Origin of the sequence: Winogradskyella sp. J14-2 (genome assembly GCF_001971725.1) — a bacterium.
Taxonomy (GTDB): Bacteria; Bacteroidota; Bacteroidia; order Flavobacteriales; family Flavobacteriaceae; genus Winogradskyella.
Genome location: NZ_CP019388.1, coordinates 2,149,159 through 2,167,256 on the forward strand (window position 1 = coordinate 2,149,159; position 18,098 = coordinate 2,167,256).

Sequence of the window (18,098 nt, forward strand, 5' to 3'; positions counted from 1 at the left end):
GAAAGTACTAAAATGTAAGGGTTTAGTTAAATTAAAAATTACCAATTTTCAGTCCGAAAAAGAAGGTTCTAGGTCTATTAGGACCATAGATAAAGTCTGAATCTCGTGTAGGACCAGTATCAAAATCATCTTGATAACTATTAAATATATTTTGTACACCTCCACTGATCTCAATGTGAAATTCTTTCTTAAGATCAAAATGATACGTTAGTTTCGTTGTTAAATCAAAAAAGGAATTTGTTTCTATTAAATTTATAAATCCAGATTCACTAATAACAAAAGGAACTGTCATTGGGCCTGTGTAATTTCCTGTAAAATCTAATTTAAGAGCGTTATTAACATTCCAGTATGAAGTTATAAAGCCATAAACATTTGGTGTGCGCACAAACGCATCAATAACCACATCGGTTTCGTTTGGTACAGTACCATCAGCTTCAAACAAAATTTGGTCTTCTTTGTAATTGGCATTCTGAACGGTTAATCCTGCCTGAAAGGCTAAAGTTGGACTTGGTACAACACTGAATTCAATATTGGCACCTGAGACATAAGCACCATTTCCGTTTCGGGTTTCTTCTAAAATAGAACCATTAGGAAGTGATGTACCTGTACTCACAATAGTAAAGGGATTTTGAAGTGATGTGTAAAAGCCTTCAATAAGTAGGTTGGTTTGGGTTTTGCCAAAACTTTTGGTATAATCTAAGGAGGCAGTATACGCATTTGAAAACTCATTTTTTAAGCCTTCACCTAAAATTACAAAACGCTGTTCGCCACCTACAGAAGATATATGAAGATCTTCATTAAATGCTTGTGGCGCTCTAAAACCTCTTGCATATCCTCCTCTTAGCTGAAGCTGATCAGTTATATTGTAAAGCAGTGTAACGCGAGGACTTAAGATGGATTGCGATACCTTTGAAGTTCTTGATATATTTTGAATACTATACAGCCCATCAACTGTTACATGATCTAGTCTTGCACCTAAAAGCGCTGTAAATGCTTTAAAAGGTTTCCATTCGTATTGGCCGTACAAGGCAAAGCTATTAACACGTTGGTCAATCACCTTATTATAGCCTAAAATTTCATCATTAGTTGCATTCATTAAGTATTCTAGCCCTGTGGTGAGAACATCGTTGTTTTCAAAATCATGACTAAATTTTGCGCCACTTACAAAAGCTAAGTCTTTTGTGTTTCCAAAGGCGTTATTGGCTAATTCAAAATCTTCAGGAGTAGTTCCACCTCCTAAACCACCATAGTAGCTATCTCTATTGGTGTGTTGTACAGAAGCATAAACAGATAAGTTGTTGGTACGTTTATCATTATAGAGTTCATAATCCAAACCTGAAAAAATAGTATTGTGGTCAAGCGCTTCGGTAATATTGGTGAACTGTGGAGCCAAATGAAGTTGGTCGCCACCACGTCTGTATTCTTTTATTGCAGTGAAGTCAAATCCAATACGACTATTATCGTTAGGTCTTAAAAATGCTTTGGCACCAAACGAATTGTTTTCTAAAACAGTTATTTCTGTAAATCCGTCATTGTTTGCATCATAAGCATCTCTGTTTCTATAAATACCATAAAGGGTTACTCCATTACTTAAATCGTCGCTAACAATAGATGCGTTAAGGTTAACATTTCTATCTGCTGTGTTTCCGTCAATTAAAGCCAGTGTAGAATTTATTTCCCAATGGTTGTCCATCGGTTCTTTAGTAATAACATTAATGGTACCTGCAATAGCGTTAGATCCAAAAAGAGCAGAGCCACCACTGCGTACTACTTCGACACGGTCTATGATATTAACAGGTATTTGCTCTAACCCATAAACACCATTTAAGGCACTAAAAACGGGTCTGCTATTCACTAAAATTTGGGTGTACTGACCTTCGAGACCATTCATACGAACTTGAGTAAAACCACAGTTTTGACAATTAGTTTCCATTCGCACACCAGGTTGAAAGTTAAGACCATCGGCAAGCGTAAAAGATTGGGCAGCATTAAAAACTTTTGGAGTAAGAACTTTAACGATAACAGGAGCTTCTTTCTTGCCGATTTTATTTCTGGTAGCACTTACTACTACCTGATCGAGACCAAGTGCATCTTCTTCCAGCTCAAAATTGATTGTTCTTGTTTCATTATCTTTTAAAGTAAACGTTCTCTGTAGCGTTTGAAAACCTTGTGACCTCACAGTTAAAACTATGGTTCCTGGATTGACTGATAGTTGGTAATTACCATTATTGTCTGTTATTGTGCCTGTACTACTGTTTTTTACGTAAACTGAGGCATAAGCAACAGGATTATTGTTCGATGTAACAGTTCCTGTTAAGAGAACCTCTTTTTTTTGAGCAAAAAGTATTTGTAAAGAAATAAGAAGTACAATAATAATTTGCCGTAGCATAGAAATAATATTTTTAGCAAATATAAAAAAACAAATTTAGACAAGTCTAAAAATTATTTAAGAATAATAACTTTACTATATTTGTCTATACCGAAAAAAGATGATTACTCTTACCGAAGAAAATTACATTAAAGCCATATACCATTTAAGTAACAATGGTACACTAACCGTAAATACAAATGCTATTGCAGAGGCGATGAAAACAAAAGCGTCTTCTGCGACAGATATGATAAAAAAGTTATCTGAAAAAAATTATGCCGACTATAAAAAGTATCAAGGAGTAAGGCTTACAGAAAACGGAAAACGTGTTGCTGTTAATATTATAAGGAAACACAGGCTTTGGGAAGTTTTTTTGGTTGAAAAACTTAATTTTACATGGGATGAGGTACACGAAGTTGCAGAGCATTTAGAACACATAAAATCTGATAAACTTATCAACGAGCTCGATGCATTTTTAGACCACCCTACGCACGATCCACATGGTGACCCAATACCAGATAAGGATGGAAATTTTCAGCATATAGATAAAATAGTTTTGGCAAAAGCCAATATTGGTGTTGCATATAAGTGCGTTGGTGTGGATGATACTTCTACTTCATTTCTTCAATATTTAGATAGCAATGGAATTGGGCTAGGCACTATAATTATGGTAAAGTATAGAGAGCCTTACGACAATTCGATGCGGATACAGCTAAAGAACTCAGAAATTATAGTCTCTAATAGCGTTGCAAAAAATTTATATCTAAAGAAAGTCTAGGATTTTCTTTTAATACATTATAAGCTTATGATCTTTAATTTTAGAGGTTATTATTAATGATCGTGTCCGCCTTCACCACCTTCTTCCAATAGTATTCCTATGCCTTTAACCAATATTTGTTTGTTTTGTATAGCTTCAGGATTTAAAATTTCTGTAGCATTTTCATCCTGTTGTCCTGTATTGACTTCTAGCTTTTTAAATTGATAGCCATCAGCAGTTGTTTCATCTAAAACAAGTACATAATTGCTTTTGTCTTCACTTACAATAGCTTCGTTTGGCAAGCCAATACCTTTTTTACTGTCTGTAATAACGTTAGCTTCTACAAACATACCAACAATAAAATTAGCTAAATCTTTATCTACGTGTCCGTGAACTTTAACACGTCTTGTTGTTTCATCAATGTTAGTGCCAACTAAATGTACATCTGCCTCAAAGGTTTTTTCTGAAGCTTCAGGAATTTTAAACTGTATTTTTTGTCCTTTTTTGATGTGCATAATATCTTTTTCAAATACGGATAATTCTAAATGAATATGGTCAATATCCACGATTTCTAATATCACATCGTTTGGCGCAACATAAGCGCCATTACTTACATTTACTTTAGTGACATTTCCGTTAATTGGTGCGTACAAATTAATGGTTGAGGTTATGTTTCCTTGTTCTACAGCAGCTGGACTAATATTCATCATTTGTAATTTTTTCTTTAATCCATTGTAAGTAGCCAAACTACTTTTGTAAGTACTTTGCGCTTTTAGATAGTTTTTTTCTGAAGTTATTTCTTCATCAAACAACGTTTTTTGTCTGTTAAATTCGGCTTTTAGATAATTGAGTTGTTCTGCGATTTCTAAATAGTTTTGCTGAATTTCGACATACTCAGGATTTTTTAAGCTCACCAATAGTTGATCTTTTTTAACTTCGTCACCAACTAAAAGTGGTGTGTTTGTAATATATCCACCAATAAAAGTTGTGATACTCGATTTGTTTTTTGGTGGTACGTCTATCATTCCAGTAACGGCAATACCTGTTGAAAAATCAAGTGTTTTCAACGTATCTAAAACCATGTTTTCACTTTCAAATTGCACTTTAGTTACAGTTATAATATTGCTTTTGGTTGCAGTATTTTCAACCGTTTCTGTGTTATTTTCTTTATTTCCGCAGGCTAAAAATAAAAGCGAAAAAAGAAGTATATATATGTTTTTCATCTTAAAAAATATTTAGAGTAAGGTGATTAATTTGTATTACGGTTTGATTGTAAGCGTTTAAATTTTCTAGGTACGATAATTGAATTTCGCTAGCAGTTTCAAGACTTTGTATGTATTGAAAAAAGTCAATTTCACCTTCTTTAAACGTGCGATTTGCTGTTTTTATAATTTGATTTTTTAGATTTTCACCTTCATTATCATAATAATTTATTGCTTCTTCGTATTGCGCTAACGTCGCTAAAAGTCCATTGTACTTAGTGTTTAACTTGGTTGTGTAATCTTGTTGCTGCTCTGTGATAATGTCTTCGGCAATTTTTGAAGCTTTTATTTTTGAAGTATTGCCAGAAAACAACAATGGAATCTTTAAACCTATTTGATAGCCTTTTAAATTAGTATTTAATTGATCATTTGTACCTTGAAAATACTCAACACTAATATCTGGTAACAGGATTTGCTTTTCTTGTTGATAGATAGCGTTTTGATAGTTTTTTGCTTGTTCAAAGTATTGTAAACCAACGTTGTTTTTTGTTGAAATAGTTTCAATTTGTAACTGTTCAAGCGGTTGATCAAGGATATCTAAACTATCTACTTGCACAACACTTTTTAATTGCTCTTTGGAAAATACAACTTCTTTAAGTGCTTGTTTGTACAAGGTTTCCAGCTGTTTTTGTTTGGATTTAGCTGTAATCATATCTAAATAATTGGTTTCGCCAAGTTCAAAACGGCGTTCAGATTTATTAGCAAAATCTTGATACAAACTATCTAAATATCTGTAGGTTTTCGCTTTGTTTTTAGCATAGCTCAACTGATAATAGTTGGCGTAAACCGCTTGTTGTAATTGCTTAAAACGTAGATTATAATATGTTTCTTCTAAATTAGCTTTAGCTTTATTGGTCTTCTTTTGGGAAAAATATACCGTCGGAAACTTAAAATCTTGCGAAATTCCAAAAACCCTAATAGGTTCATTATTTATAGCTAGGTTATTTTCGTCATAACTGTAATAAATTGACGTTTTATCAAAACTAAAAGCGCTTCCTATTAAAGCCTTACTTTCGTCTACCTTAAGATTTGACGCTTTTAAACCTGAGTTATTTTCAATAGCTAGAGCTAAAGTTTCTTCAATGGTTAATGGATTTTGTGCGTTAGCATGCATCATAAAAAAGAAACCGAGAATGGTAACAATTGCAGTTTTATTCATTTTAATTTCTTTTTTAGTTTCAAACCACGCGTATAAAACGGGTAACACGATTAGGGTTAATACGGTTGCAGTGACTAAACCACCAACAACTACCGTTGCTAACGGACGTTGAACTTCGGCACCAGCATTGGTGGAAACCGCCATAGGTAAAAACCCTAAAGCTGCAGCTGCTGCGGTTAGTAAAACAGGTCGCAAACGCTCTGAAGTACCACGTTTTATACGTTCTTCAATATCATCCATACCGTGTTCTTTTAGTTCTTTAAAATGCTCGATAAGTACAATTCCATTAAGTACCGCAATTCCAAAAAGCGCAATAAAACCAACACCTGCCGAGATACTAAACGGTAAATCGCGTAACCATAAAAGCAGTACGCCACCAACAGCAGATAATGGTATAGCCGAGTACACTAATAAGGCTTCTTTTGCTGAGCCAAACGCAAAATACAACAGTAAGAAAATTAAGGCTAAAGCAATTGGTACCGCAATCATTAAACGTGCTTTGGCACTTTGTAAGTTTTCAAATTGTCCGCCATATGTTACGTTATAACCAACAGGTAATTTTAGTTGTTGATCAAGAATGTCTTTGACATCATCTACTACCGATTGCAAATCGCGATTACGCACATTAATCCCAACGACTATTCGACGTTTGGTGTCGTCTCTTGAAATTTTTGCAGGTCCAGTGGTGTATGTGATCTCTGCTAATTCGTTAAGCGGAATTTTCGTTCCACTAGGTGTATCGACATATAAATTTTGAAGGCTGGCTAGATTTTTTCTATTGTTTTGGTCTAAACGCATCACTAAATCAAAACGTTTTTCGCCTTCAAAAACTTGACCAACAGTTCCGCCAGCAAATCCCATTGAAATTACTTGATTAACATCAGAAATATTCAGTCCGTAACGCGCAATTTTACTTCGGTTGAAAGACACGCTCATTTGAGGTAAACCTTCAACTTTTTCAATGATAATATCTGAAGCGCCTTTAACATCTTTAATGAGTTCTTTGACTTCGTCTGCTTTATTGGCTAAAATGGATAAATCTTCGCCAAAAATTTTAATAGCCACATCGGCTCTAACACCTGTGATTAGCTCATTAAAACGCATTTCGATAGGTTGTGTAAATTCCACTTCCATACCAGGAATGATGCTTAATGCTTCTTTAAATTTATCTGCTAGTTCGTCTTTACTTTTCGCGCTTACCCATTCGTTTTTTGGTTTTAGTTTTATGATGACATCACTTTCTTCCATAGACATTGGATCTGTTGGGACTTCGGCAGCACCAATACGACTAACAACTTGGTCAACTTCTGGGAAATTTTCTAATAGAATATTCTCAATTTTAGTCGTGATTTCGATGGTTTTTCCAAGTGATGTTCCTGTTTTTAAAACAGGTTGAATTACGAAGTCGCCTTCGTCTAAAGTTGGTACAAATTCACCACCCATTTTACTAAATAAAAAGATGCTGATAGCGAGTAGAATTCCGGCTATACTTACTACTGTTTTTTTACGATGTAAAGCCCAATTAATAGTAGGTCTGTACCAAGAGTTAAGCACTTTCATTAACCTAACGGAAACATTTTTTTCGCTTGGTGCTTTAGGTTTCAAAAACAATGATGATACTACTGGAACATAAGTGAGACAAAGTAACATTGCACCAACTAACGCAAAACTGAATGTTAATGCCATAGGCTTAAACATTTTACCTTCTACACCACTTAATGATAAAATAGGAATGAATACAATTAAGATGATTAATTGCCCAAAAATGGCAGAATTCATCATTTTTGAGGCGCTTTTTAACGTAATTTGATCAATTTCGGATTGTTTTGCCTCTTTTTTAAGTGATTTTAGTTTTTCACTTTCGGTCATAATTCTAAAAGCAATAAACTCTACAATGATGACAGCACCATCAATAATAATCCCAAAATCTATCGCGCCAAGACTCATTAAATTGGCATCAACACCAAAGATATTCATCATTGAAATGGCAAATAATAAACTCAACGGAATAACAGAAGCAACGACAAGACCAGAGCGTAAATTACCAAGTAATAAAACCACGACAAATATGACGATTAATGATCCTAAAATTAGATTTTCGGATACGGTAAAAGTGGTTTTTCCTATCAGTTCGCTACGTTCTAAAAATCCGTTGATGTAAACACCTTCAGGTAAGCTTTTTTGAATGCTTTTTACGCGTTCTTTCACAGCGTCAATAATAGCTTTAGAGTTGCCGTCTTTTAGCATCATAATTTGCCCAAGGACTTTTTCGCCTTCACCGTTACCAGTAATGGCACCAAAACGTGTAGCGCTTCCAAAACCTACTTTAGCAACGTCTTTAATATAAATTGGCGCGCCTTCATTTTTTACTACGATTTGCTCTATATCTTCAAGGTTTTTAATCAAACCTTCGCCACGAATAAAATAGGCTTCATTAGTTTTTTCAATATATCCACCACCCGCAACACTATTGTTTTTTTCTAATGCATCGTAAATTTCGGACACCGAAATATTCATAGCATTTAACTTATTCGGGTTAATGGCAACTTCGTATTGCTTTAAAAATCCGCCCCAAGTATTCACTTCAACAACACCTGGAATGCCAGATAATTGGCGTCTTACAATCCAATCTTGAATGGTACGCAAATCGGTAATAGAATATTGATCTTTATATTCAGGTTTTACATCCAAAATATATTGGTAAATTTCACCCAAACCTGTAGTAATTGGTCCCATTTCTGGTGATCCAAAACCCTCAGGTATTTTCTCTGAAGCAGATTTTATTTTTTCGGAAATAAGTTGTCTAGGCAGATATGTGCCCATGTCATCCTCAAACACAATAGTCACTACTGAAAGACCAAATTTTGAAACTGACCTAATCTCTTCTACACCCGGTAAATTAGCCATTTCTAGCTCTACAGGATAGGTAATAAATTGCTCAATATCTTGGGTGGATAGATTGCGTGACGTAGTAATTACTTGAACTTGGTTATTGGTAATATCTGGTACAGCACCAATAGGAATTTGGGTCAAAGAGAACATTCCGAAACCAATAATAAATGTGGTAAATATGAAAATGATGAGCTTATTTTTTAAGCTCAACCTGATAATGTTTTCTAACATAATACATAATACTAAAATTGAAAAAATGCCTGTTTATGATTCATAAACAGTGAAAAATTTTAAAATGAATTATGCTTGCCGAGGTGGTTGTAAAAGTTGGGTATTGCTTATGGAAGCGTATAGGTTTAGATAATGAAAGTTAGCTTCAGTAGTTGGGCTTATTTCAAAAGTATCTGATGAAGGTTGAAAAGGCGATTGAACAATAGCCAAAAGCGAGACATAATGTCCTTGGCATTGAAACGGTAATTGTTCGTGGTCACTTTGCTCTTTATGATTGTGCTCGGTATGCTCGGCCTTTAATTCGCCATAATGTTTAGAAAGGAACACAAAGAAATTATCACCATATTCTTGTTTGTGAAACTGAGCGTGCTCAATGAGCTCATCTAGTTGCATAATATCATCTATACTTATCTGAAAACTCTGTATAAGTATAAAACTTGATAATAGTATGGCAGTCAGTTTATTCACGGAAACAAAGTTAGTGAATTTTTAAAAAGAAAATTTGATATATGTCAGTTATGGTAGATTAGTTACATCCACAACCATCAGAGCCACAAGATTTGTTTGATGTTCTTTTAGGTTTCCAGATGAATTTTCTGATTAGAAACCCTATAGAAACGAGTAGTGCCGAGAAAACTAGTATGTTTTGAATAATATCGTTCATCTATTTTAATATCTGGAATGCAACTAATGCTACAATATAAGCAAAAGCACTCATTACTACTAATTGATATAAGGGCCATTTCCAAGAATTGGTTTCGCGTTTTACAATGGCAAGTGTACTCATGCATTGCATTGCAAAGGCGTAAAACAGTAGCAAGGAAATCCCAGAGGCAAAGTTAAATAATGGTCCACCAAGAATAGGGTTGACTTCGCCAGCCATTCGGTTTTTTATTGTCTCTTCTTCATCACTACCTACACTGTAAATTGTGGCAAGTGTACCCACAAATACTTCTCGTGCTGCAAATGATGATACTATTGCAATACCTATCTTCCAATCGTAGCCTAATGGTCTAATAGCTGGTTCTATGGCTCTTCCTGTGATGCCAATAAACGAATGTTCTAATTTATGAGATGCTATTTTTTGTTGTAATTCTTCGTCTGAAAGGTTATTAGAGGCCAATTGTTCTGTTACAATTTCTTCAGCATTATTAAAATCGTCTCCTGGTCCATAAGAGGCTAAAAACCACAAAATTATAGAAATGGCTAAAATAATTTTACCAGCGCCAAACACAAAGGCTTTTGTTTTTTCTAGAACTGTAAGCGCAACGTTTTTTACGAGTGGTACTTTGTAATTTGGCATTTCTATTACAAAAAAGGTTTTGCTTTTAATTTTTAGCACTTTACTCAGTATCCATGCGGCTCCTACTGCAGCACCAAAACCGATTAAATACAAGAGCATTAAAGTCAATGCTTGGTAACTTAGTCCAAAAAATCTACCTTCTGGAATTACTAATGCAATGATAATAAGGTACACTGGTAATCTTGCCGAACAAGTTGTAAACGGTGTTACTAAAATGGTGATAAGGCGCTCTTTCCAGCTTTCAATATTACGTGTGGCCATAATTGCTGGGATTGCACAAGCAGTACCAGAAATTAATGGAACTATACTTTTGCCGCTGAGTCCAAAACGTCGCATAATACGGTCCATTAAAAAAACCACACGACTCATATATCCACTTTCTTCTAAAATTGAAATAAAGAGAAACAAGAAGGCAATTTGCGGTATAAAAATAACAATACCACCTAAACCTGGAATAATTCCCTCTGTTATTAAGTTAGTGAATGCACCTGCTGGCAAAACACTTTTGGACCATTCGCTTAATGCGGCAAAAGATTCGTCTATAAAATCCATTGGTACACTAGACCAATCGTATATTGCTTGAAAAATGGTAAGTAAGATGATTCCAAAAATAAGATAACCCCAAACCTTATGCGTCAAAATTCTATCGAGTTTAATTCTTAAATCTTTAGCAGATTTTAAATCGATAGTTTGCCCTTTTTTGAGAGTATTGTTTATAAATTGATAGCGTTTTATGGTTTCTTTTTGTTGAAGACGTTTTAAATCGGCTTTAGTTTTTGTTTTAAAGTTGGTAACGTCTTCAATAATTTTTCTGTCTGTTTTACCAAAGTTAACGTCTTGTGTAATGACCAGCCATAACTTGTAAAGTAACTGGTTTGGGAATGCCTTTCTTAGGTTATTAAAGTAAGTTTCGTCTATGGAAGAGGCATTCATACAAGGCTCTGTAGAAAGCTCTTTGTAGCTAGTTATGAGTTCTTTAAGTTCAGAAATTCCGTTGTTTTTTCTGGTGCTTACAAGGGCAATTTTGGTGTTTAACTGTTTTTCTAAATAAGGAATATCGAGAGTGATACCTTTGTAAGCCATTCTATCAGACATATTAATAACTAATATGCACGGGATTTCCAGGTCTTTAATCTGTGTAAAGAGCAAAAGGTTACGTTTAAGATGCTCTACATCGCTAACTACTACAGCAACATCTGGGAAATCTTTATCGTTTTTGTTGAGCAATAACTCAATAACTACATTTTCATCTAGCGAAGAGGCGTTAAGACTATAAGTTCCGGGTAAATCTATAATATGTGCTTTAACACCACGAGGTAGTTTGCAAATGCCTTCTTTTTTTTCAACAGTTATACCAGGATAATTACCAACTTTTTGGTTTAAACCCGTTAAAGCATTAAATACTGAGGTTTTACCAGTATTAGGATTTCCTATTAGTGCAACGTTAATCTGCTTACCCATTTAAAATGTCGATTAAGATGTACATTGCAGTTTCTTTTCTAATAGCCAGATGTGTACCGTTTATGTTAAGATACATTGGGTCTGCAAAAGGGGCGACTTGAACAAGTTCTACAGAATTACCAGGCAAACATCCCATTTCTAATAGTTTTAACGGAATATGAATAGAGGAAACATCTTTAATGATGCCTTGTTCGCCGCGTTTTAGATCTGCAAGTGTCAAACTTATCCTTATTTAGATTGAATTTAAAGAAGCAAAAATAAGCTAAATATTCAAGTGTGTAAAGCGCTTTTAGAAGAATTTAATCTTCTTGCTTTAAGATTTTAATGTCTTCAAGAATTTTTTCGATATCTTCAGGATTGGTACCATCATAGAAACCTCTTATTTGGCGCTTCTTGTCAATAAGCATAAAGTTCTCGGTATGGATCATATCGTACTCGTCACCATTGCCATCTGTTTTTACGGCCAAGTAGCTTTTTCTTGCTAACTCATAGATTTGTTTTTTATCGCCTGTTACTAAATTCCATTTACGGTCAATGACACCTTTTTTCTTAGCATATTTTTTAAGCTGAGCAACGCTATCAATTTTTGGTGTTACAGAGTGCGAAAGTAGCATTACCTCGTCATCACTAATAATTTCTTTTTGTATTTGGTACATGTGGTCTGTCATTATCGGACAGATGGTTTGGCAGGTTGTAAAGAAGAAATCAGCCACATAAATTTTATCCTTGTAGGTGTTTTGCGTAATGGTTTCGCCATTTTGATTAATTAGACTAAAATCCGCAATCTTATGGTATTTTGCCTTATGTTGTATTGCGCTATCTACCAATTCTTCGCTGACCATTGCAGGTTGATAAATAGGGAGAGGTGCAGGTACATTGAGTACATTATAGATGATTGCAAGGATGATAAGAGACAATACGGTAAAGAAAATTCCAAATTTTTTATATTCTTTAAAAAAAGAGAGGAAAGACATAGATTAAGCTTCAAAACATTATGAATTACAAAGATACGATTAAGGTAAATTTTCTTTAATTTTTTTAACAGAAATATAATACTGTAAGACAGGGATTTATAAATCCTTGTTAAAAATATTCTGATTGGAAATACAATTATTTTCTAAATGCCTTTAAAACGTTACTTTTGTCAATCGAAATTTTGAAAAAAACTACATGGAATTTGTAATTAAGATATCCCAATTCTTATTGAGTTTATCTCTTCTTATTGTGTTGCACGAGTTGGGCCACTTTATACCAGCAAAACTGTTTAAAACTAAGGTTGAAAAATTCTACCTCTTTTTTGATGTAAAGTATTCACTTTTTAAAAAGAAAATTGGCGATACGGTTTACGGTATTGGTTGGTTGCCTTTGGGAGGTTATGTAAAAATCGCCGGAATGATAGATGAAAGTATGGATAAGGAACAAATGGCACAGCCACCAAAGCCTTGGGAATTTAGATCTAAACCTGCTTGGCAACGTTTAATTATTATGCTCGGTGGTGTAACTGTAAACTTTATTTTGGCGTACGTTATATATGTTGCTATATCTTTTGTTTATGGCGACTCTGATGTTAAAGTGGAAAGTTTAAAAGACGGTTATTCTATAGAAAACCCCTTGCTAAGTGATTTAGGATTTGAGACAGGAGATAAGGTTTTAGCTATAAACGATGAGCCAATTATTAATGATTCTGACATTGGTTTTAATCTCATTAAAGCACAATCTATTACAATAAGCAGAGATGGTAAGAAACAAACCATTGACTTACCAGAGGACTTTTTAGGGCAATACTCGGCAAGTGGAGTAAAAACCAATTTTGAATATCGTATACCTTTTATGGTGGGTAAAGTTGCAGACTCTTCAGTAAATAAAGGGAAAGGTTTAAAGCAAGGAGATGTTATAACGAGTATTAACGGAAAACCATTAAAGTATTACGATCAACTAGATGAAGTTAAAGGAGATTTAAAAAATACAAGCATTACCGCTGAAGTTTTACATGAAAACGGTACAAAATCTACTATGGATCTAGAACTTGATAAAGATGGTAAATTTGGAATTATACCTTACAATAACCCTAAACGATTTGAAGAATTGGGTTACTATGACATCTTTAGGAAAGAGTATAGCTTTGGTGAAAGTTTTGGTGCAGGATGGAGAAAGTTTACCAAAACCATTAGTAATTACGGAGACCAATTAATGGCAATTTTTAATCCAAGTACAGGCGCTTATAAAGGTTTAGGAGGGTTTAAAGCAATTTACGATCAATTCTCACCGGTTTGGAGTTGGCCTTATTTTTGGGGATTAACAGCCTTTTTATCCATAATGTTAGCCATACTTAACTTACTGCCAATACCAGCATTAGACGGTGGCCATGTAATGTTTTTACTTTACGAAATGGTGTCTGGTCGTAAACCAAGTGAAAAATTCTTAGAGCGTGCGCAAATTGTTGGATTCTTTATTTTAATTGCCTTGGTATTGTTTGCAAACGGTAACGATATATTTAAAGCAATTACACAATAAAAAAATAAGTTTTCATATTGCAGAGATTAAAAAATAATTTATATTTGCGCTCGCAAAAGCGAAAAAAACACCTTCCTCAGTAGCTCAGTTGGTTAGAGCATCTGACTGTTAATCAGAGGGTCGTTGGTTCGAGCCCAACCTGAGGAGCAAAAAAAGCCTGATAATTTTATCAGGCTTTTTTGTTTATTTATGTTGTTGCTTTACTATTTTAAGAATTATATTTCTTCTTCAATTCTTCTAGCATCACAGCCGTCATAGCATCTAAGTTAAAACTATGTTGCCAGTTCCAATCATTTCTTGCTACAGAATCATCAATTGATGATGGCCAACTATCAGCAATAGCCTGTCTAAAATCTGGTTTATATGTAATTTCAAAGTCCGGAATGTGGTGTTTTATACTTTCAAAAATTTCTTTTGGTGTAAAGGATATCGCCGAAAGGTTATAAGAAGATCTAATACTTAAATTATCAGCAGGTGCTTCCATTAAATCTACCGTTGCTTTTATCGCATCGTCCATAAACATCATGGGTAAACTTGTGTTTTCAGAAAGAAAACATTCGTATTTACTAGATTTGATGGCTTCATGATAAATCTCAACAGCATAATCTGTTGTACCACCTCCAGGCATAGCTTTGTGACTAATAATACCAGGATAACGAATACTCCTAACATCAACACCATATTTTTTATGGTAATACTCGCACCAACGCTCACCAACCTGTTTGGTAATGCCGTATACAGTGGTTGGTTCGCAAATGGTATGCTGAGGTGTATGATCTCTTGGAGTTGTTGGTCCAAAGACAGCAATACTACTCGGCCAATATACTTTTTTAATAGTGCCACCCTTGGCTAGGTTCAAAACATGAAAAAGCGAATTCATGTTAAGATCCCAAGCTTCCATCGGATATTTTTCGCCAGTAGCACTTAAAAGTGCAGCCATAAGATAAACCGTATCAATTTTGTAGTTGATACAACAATCTTTAATGGCATTAAAATTTTTGGCATCAATAATTTCAAAAGGCCCAGAGTTTACTAAATCTAACTTTCTGGTATTAATATCGCTGGCAATAACATTCTCAACACCATGTATTTCTCTTAACTTGGTGGTTAGTTCTGTGCCTATTTGTCCGCAGGCACCAATAATTAATATTTTAGAAGGCATAAGTGTAATTAAAGTATTCTCAAAAATATGAAGAATTTAGGTGTTCAAAAATTAAAATTTTCAAAAAAAATGATGTTTAAGTAAAAAGTTGATAATCTATATTTTAAGAGGATACTATGAAATCAAAATAATAGTTTAAGTATATTTACAGCAAACAAAGCACGTTATGAGAATTGGGTTTTGCCTCCTTAATTTATGTTTTATTCTATTTATAAACTGTGGTGACGATAAGGGATCTGAAAAAACTAATACTGAACAAAATACTAATCAACAACCAGTGATTACGGCTAAAGTTATAGAGGGCTTTAAGTACAAGGACTACGCCTTAAGCCCAAGAGCCGAAAATGCAGTTGCCGATTGGGAAAAATACAAAGAATTAGATATACAAATTAACTATCTCAAAAAAGCAGATTTATCATTTTTTAATGGAGACAAAGAGCTTTTAAAAAAATTTATAGAAGAATTTAAGGCGCAAATGCCAGACACACTAAAAACAAATCCCATAATATCGAGAGGTGCAATTATCGAAACAACACTTTTACGATTGAACGAAAGTTTAACCCTCAATAATATTGAAAACCAACTAAAGCTAGAAAGCATAAAAGAGGTGTTGGTTGCATTTTCTAATCTTAACTACCAAGTAAATAAAAAATTAGAACGCGATTTATATGAGAAAATAAAATCGGAATTCTAGAATTTTATTTGTGTTAAAGTTTTTTAAAGTTGTAACATTTATCTGTTCTATAGGTCTTATTATTAATTACGTTTAATTAGAATTAACTAAAATCAAATTATGACACGAGCACAGTCAAAACATAGTCGTTCTCTAGAATGATTTATTGCGGTTTGCTGTGAGCATAATAAAACAAACAATTAAAAACAAATGAAATCCAATCTTAGTCGCGTTCTAGCGCTATCAGGCTTGGCATTCTTTACTGTATTAGCATGTAAGGAGGATGCCAAAAAAGACACTGCCATGGCAGAAGAAAAGATTCCAGGTATTATTTTGGAAAACATGGACACAAGTATTAGTCCAAAAGAAGATTTTTATAAATATGTAAACGGAAAATGGTTAGAAACCAATACCATTCCAGATGACGAAACACGTTGGGGAGGATTTGGTGTATTGCGAAAATCTACAAGAAAAGATGTGTTGGAGATCTTAAATACATCTAAAGAATTAGGGACTTATAAAGAAGGCTCAGACCAGCAAAAAGCATTATTAATTTTTGAATCGGAGTTAGATACCGTTGCGAGAGATGAAGCGGGTATTAAACCAATAGAGCCATTATTAGACAAAATAGATGGAATTAAGAACCTAAACGATATGCAGACAGTTTATGCTACAACACTAGGAGTAGGAGCACCATTTGCTGGTATAGGTTCTAATCCAAGGCTTAATGACAGTAGCATAAATATGGCTTGGTTATTTCCAGCTGGTTTAGGTTTACAACGCGATTATTACTTAGATCAAGATGCAAAGACCGAAGAAATCAGAGGTCAGTATGTAGACCATGTAGCAAGAATGCTTCAATACATAAATTACTCTGAAGCTGATGCTCAAGTTGCAGCTGAGAAAATCCTTGCTATGGAAACACAACTTGCTGAACCTCGTTTAGATAAAGTTGCAAGTAGAGATATTAGAAATTTCAACAACCCAACATCAGTTGCTGATTTACAGAAAATGACACCATCTATCAATTGGCAAAAGTTTATGGACGATATGGGAATTGAAAAGAAAGTAGATACGCTTTTGGTAATGCAGCCAAAGTATATGAAGGCTATGGATGTGTTTTTAAGATCAACTTCAATAGAAGATATTAAGACGTTGATGGACTGGAGTACTTTAAACGGAGCCGCAGGTTATTTAACTACAGAAATTGAAAAAGCCAATTGGGAGTTTTATGGAAAAACTTTAAACGGTTCTAAAGCTATGCGTCCTGCAGATGAGCGAGCTCTCGGTACGGTAGATGGAAGTGTTGGTGAAGCTGTGGGCCAACTTTACGTGCAGGCAAAATTTCCACCAGAAGCAAAAGAGAAAGCTGAAAAAATGATTGAAAATGTTATAACAGCATTTCAAAACAGAATTACCAATTTAGATTGGATGAGTGATGAAACTAAAAAGAAAGCTATTGAAAAGCTGGATAAGTTTACCGTTAAAATTGCCTATCCAGATGAATGGGAAGATTACTCTGACTTACAAGTAAAAGAAGGAAATTCTTATGCTGAAAACATGTTGGCTGTTAGTGCATGGTCTCAAAACAAAAACTTAAGCGAAATCAACGAGCCTGTGGACAAAACAAAATGGGGAATGCCACCACAAATGGTAAATGCTTACCACAATCCATTAAACAATGAGATTGTTTTTCCAGCAGCAATTTTACAACCTCCTTTTTACAACTACACAGCAGATGAAGCTGTAAATTATGGTGGAATAGGTGCTGTCATTGGCCATGAAATCTCTCATGCCTTTGATGATTCTGGTGCGCGTTTTGATGGTGATGGCAATGTAAACAATTGGTGGACACAAGAAGATTTAGAAGAGTTTGAAAAAAGAGGAAAAGCTTTGGCAGACCAATACTCTGCAATAGAAGTTTTGGATAGTGTTTATGTTAATGGCCCTTTTACCTTGGGCGAAAATATTGGTGATTTAGGAGGTGTTCTCGGTGCCTATGATGGTTTACAGTTATATTTTAAAGAAAACGGAAGACCAGGTAATATTGATGGGTTTACACCAGAGCAACGTTTCTTTATGTCTTGGGCAACAGTCTGGAGAATGCTAATTAGGGATGAAGCCTTAAGAACACAGATTAATACTGATCCGCACTCGCCAGGTCATATTAGAGCCACACAACCTTTAAAGAACGTTGATGCTTTTTATGAAGCATTTGATATTAAAGAAGGAGATGCCATGTACTTGCCACCAGAAGAGCGTGTAAGAATTTGGTAAACAATAAATATATCAATAAAACTAAAAATGCTGCCAATT

At 34.4% G+C, this 18,098-nt stretch carries 13 protein-coding genes and 1 tRNA gene; 5 read left to right on the top strand and 9 right to left on the bottom strand.

Features of this window, described 5'->3' with window-relative positions:
• Nucleotides 1-31 precede the first annotated feature (31 nt).
• Nucleotides 32-2,389 (bottom strand): TonB-dependent receptor, encoded by a 2,358-nt coding sequence (locus tag BWZ20_RS09790; protein ID WP_076619510.1) that lies wholly within the window; start codon nucleotides 2,387-2,389, stop codon nucleotides 32-34.
• A 100-nt stretch (nucleotides 2,390-2,489) separates the two neighbouring features.
• Here BWZ20_RS09790 and BWZ20_RS09795 point away from each other — a divergent pair, with 100 nt between their 5' ends.
• Entirely contained in the window at nucleotides 2,490-3,146 is a 657-nt protein-coding gene (locus BWZ20_RS09795) for a metal-dependent transcriptional regulator (protein ID WP_076619512.1), read from the top strand.
• A gap of 53 nt (nucleotides 3,147-3,199) precedes the next feature.
• Here the strand turns inward: BWZ20_RS09795 and BWZ20_RS09800 are convergent, their stop codons facing one another.
• From BWZ20_RS09800 to BWZ20_RS09830, 7 genes are all read right to left on the bottom strand, one after another.
• The gene (locus BWZ20_RS09800) at nucleotides 3,200-4,348 is read right to left on the bottom strand and encodes an efflux RND transporter periplasmic adaptor subunit (RefSeq protein ID WP_076619513.1); all 1,149 of its coding nucleotides are present in this window, start codon (nucleotides 4,346-4,348) and stop codon (nucleotides 3,200-3,202) included.
• Nucleotide 4,349: 1 nt separating this feature from the next.
• Nucleotides 4,350-8,669 carry a CusA/CzcA family heavy metal efflux RND transporter gene (locus BWZ20_RS09805; RefSeq protein ID WP_076619515.1) on the bottom strand — a complete coding sequence of 1,440 codons (4,320 nt, stop codon included), beginning with the start codon at nucleotides 8,667-8,669 and terminating at the stop codon, nucleotides 4,350-4,352.
• Nucleotides 8,670-8,738: 69 nt separating this feature from the next.
• Nucleotides 8,739-9,137: a hypothetical protein gene (locus tag BWZ20_RS09810; RefSeq protein ID WP_076619516.1), complete on the bottom strand. Its 399-nt coding sequence runs from the start codon at nucleotides 9,135-9,137 to the stop codon at nucleotides 8,739-8,741.
• Nucleotides 9,138-9,195: 58 nt separating this feature from the next.
• A complete protein-coding gene (locus BWZ20_RS09815; protein WP_076619518.1) occupies nucleotides 9,196-9,333 on the bottom strand; it encodes a FeoB-associated Cys-rich membrane protein in 138 nt (45 codons plus the stop codon).
• Nucleotides 9,334-11,433 (bottom strand): ferrous iron transport protein B, encoded by a 2,100-nt coding sequence (feoB, locus tag BWZ20_RS09820; RefSeq protein ID WP_076619520.1) that lies wholly within the window; start codon nucleotides 11,431-11,433, stop codon nucleotides 9,334-9,336.
• A complete protein-coding gene (locus BWZ20_RS09825) occupies nucleotides 11,426-11,659 on the bottom strand; it encodes a ferrous iron transport protein A (protein ID WP_076619522.1) in 234 nt (77 codons plus the stop codon). The genes feoB and BWZ20_RS09825 overlap by 8 nt, the downstream gene beginning before the upstream one ends.
• 73 nt (nucleotides 11,660-11,732) lie before the next feature.
• A complete protein-coding gene (locus tag BWZ20_RS09830; RefSeq protein WP_076619524.1) occupies nucleotides 11,733-12,407 on the bottom strand; it encodes an SCO family protein in 675 nt (224 codons plus the stop codon).
• A 196-nt stretch (nucleotides 12,408-12,603) separates the two neighbouring features.
• Here BWZ20_RS09830 and rseP point away from each other — a divergent pair, with 196 nt between their 5' ends.
• Nucleotides 12,604-13,947, top strand: a complete 1,344-nt coding sequence (rseP, locus tag BWZ20_RS09835; protein ID WP_076619525.1) for an RIP metalloprotease RseP — start codon at nucleotides 12,604-12,606, stop codon at nucleotides 13,945-13,947.
• Between the two features lie 73 nt (nucleotides 13,948-14,020).
• A tRNA-Asn gene (locus BWZ20_RS09840) sits at nucleotides 14,021-14,094 on the top strand.
• A 61-nt stretch (nucleotides 14,095-14,155) separates the two neighbouring features.
• On the opposite strand, the gene BWZ20_RS09845 is transcribed toward BWZ20_RS09840, so the two are convergent.
• Entirely contained in the window at nucleotides 14,156-15,109 is a 954-nt protein-coding gene (locus tag BWZ20_RS09845; RefSeq protein WP_076619527.1) for an NAD-dependent epimerase/dehydratase family protein, read from the bottom strand.
• 166 nt (nucleotides 15,110-15,275) lie between these two features.
• On the opposite strand from BWZ20_RS09845, the gene BWZ20_RS09850 reads away from it, so the two are divergent.
• Together BWZ20_RS09850 and BWZ20_RS09855 are read left to right on the top strand one after the other, a co-directional pair.
• Nucleotides 15,276-15,803, top strand: a complete 528-nt coding sequence (locus tag BWZ20_RS09850) for a hypothetical protein (protein ID WP_076619529.1) — start codon at nucleotides 15,276-15,278, stop codon at nucleotides 15,801-15,803.
• Between the two features lie 189 nt (nucleotides 15,804-15,992).
• Nucleotides 15,993-18,059, top strand: a complete 2,067-nt coding sequence (locus BWZ20_RS09855; protein ID WP_076619531.1) for a M13 family metallopeptidase — start codon at nucleotides 15,993-15,995, stop codon at nucleotides 18,057-18,059.
• Nucleotides 18,060-18,098 lie beyond the last annotated feature (39 nt).

Bases quoted from the DNA above. Each gene is read 5' to 3' on its own strand.
- BWZ20_RS09790 (WP_076619510.1), bottom strand. From the start codon at position 2,389: ATGCTACGGCAAATTATTATTGTACTTCTTATTTCTTTACAAATACTT.
- BWZ20_RS09795 (WP_076619512.1), top strand. From the start codon at position 2,490: ATGATTACTCTTACCGAAGAAAATTACATTAAAGCCATATACCATTTA.
- BWZ20_RS09800 (WP_076619513.1), bottom strand. From the start codon at position 4,348: ATGAAAAACATATATATACTTCTTTTTTCGCTTTTATTTTTAGCCTGC.
- BWZ20_RS09805 (WP_076619515.1), bottom strand. From the start codon at position 8,669: ATGTTAGAAAACATTATCAGGTTGAGCTTAAAAAATAAGCTCATCATT.
- BWZ20_RS09815 (WP_076619518.1), bottom strand. From the start codon at position 9,333: ATGAACGATATTATTCAAAACATACTAGTTTTCTCGGCACTACTCGTT.
- feoB (WP_076619520.1), bottom strand. From the start codon at position 11,433: ATGGGTAAGCAGATTAACGTTGCACTAATAGGAAATCCTAATACTGGT.
- BWZ20_RS09830 (WP_076619524.1), bottom strand. From the start codon at position 12,407: ATGTCTTTCCTCTCTTTTTTTAAAGAATATAAAAAATTTGGAATTTTC.
- rseP (WP_076619525.1), top strand. From the start codon at position 12,604: ATGGAATTTGTAATTAAGATATCCCAATTCTTATTGAGTTTATCTCTT.
- BWZ20_RS09845 (WP_076619527.1), bottom strand. From the start codon at position 15,109: ATGCCTTCTAAAATATTAATTATTGGTGCCTGCGGACAAATAGGCACA.
- BWZ20_RS09850 (WP_076619529.1), top strand. From the start codon at position 15,276: ATGAGAATTGGGTTTTGCCTCCTTAATTTATGTTTTATTCTATTTATA.
- BWZ20_RS09855 (WP_076619531.1), top strand. From the start codon at position 15,993: ATGAAATCCAATCTTAGTCGCGTTCTAGCGCTATCAGGCTTGGCATTC.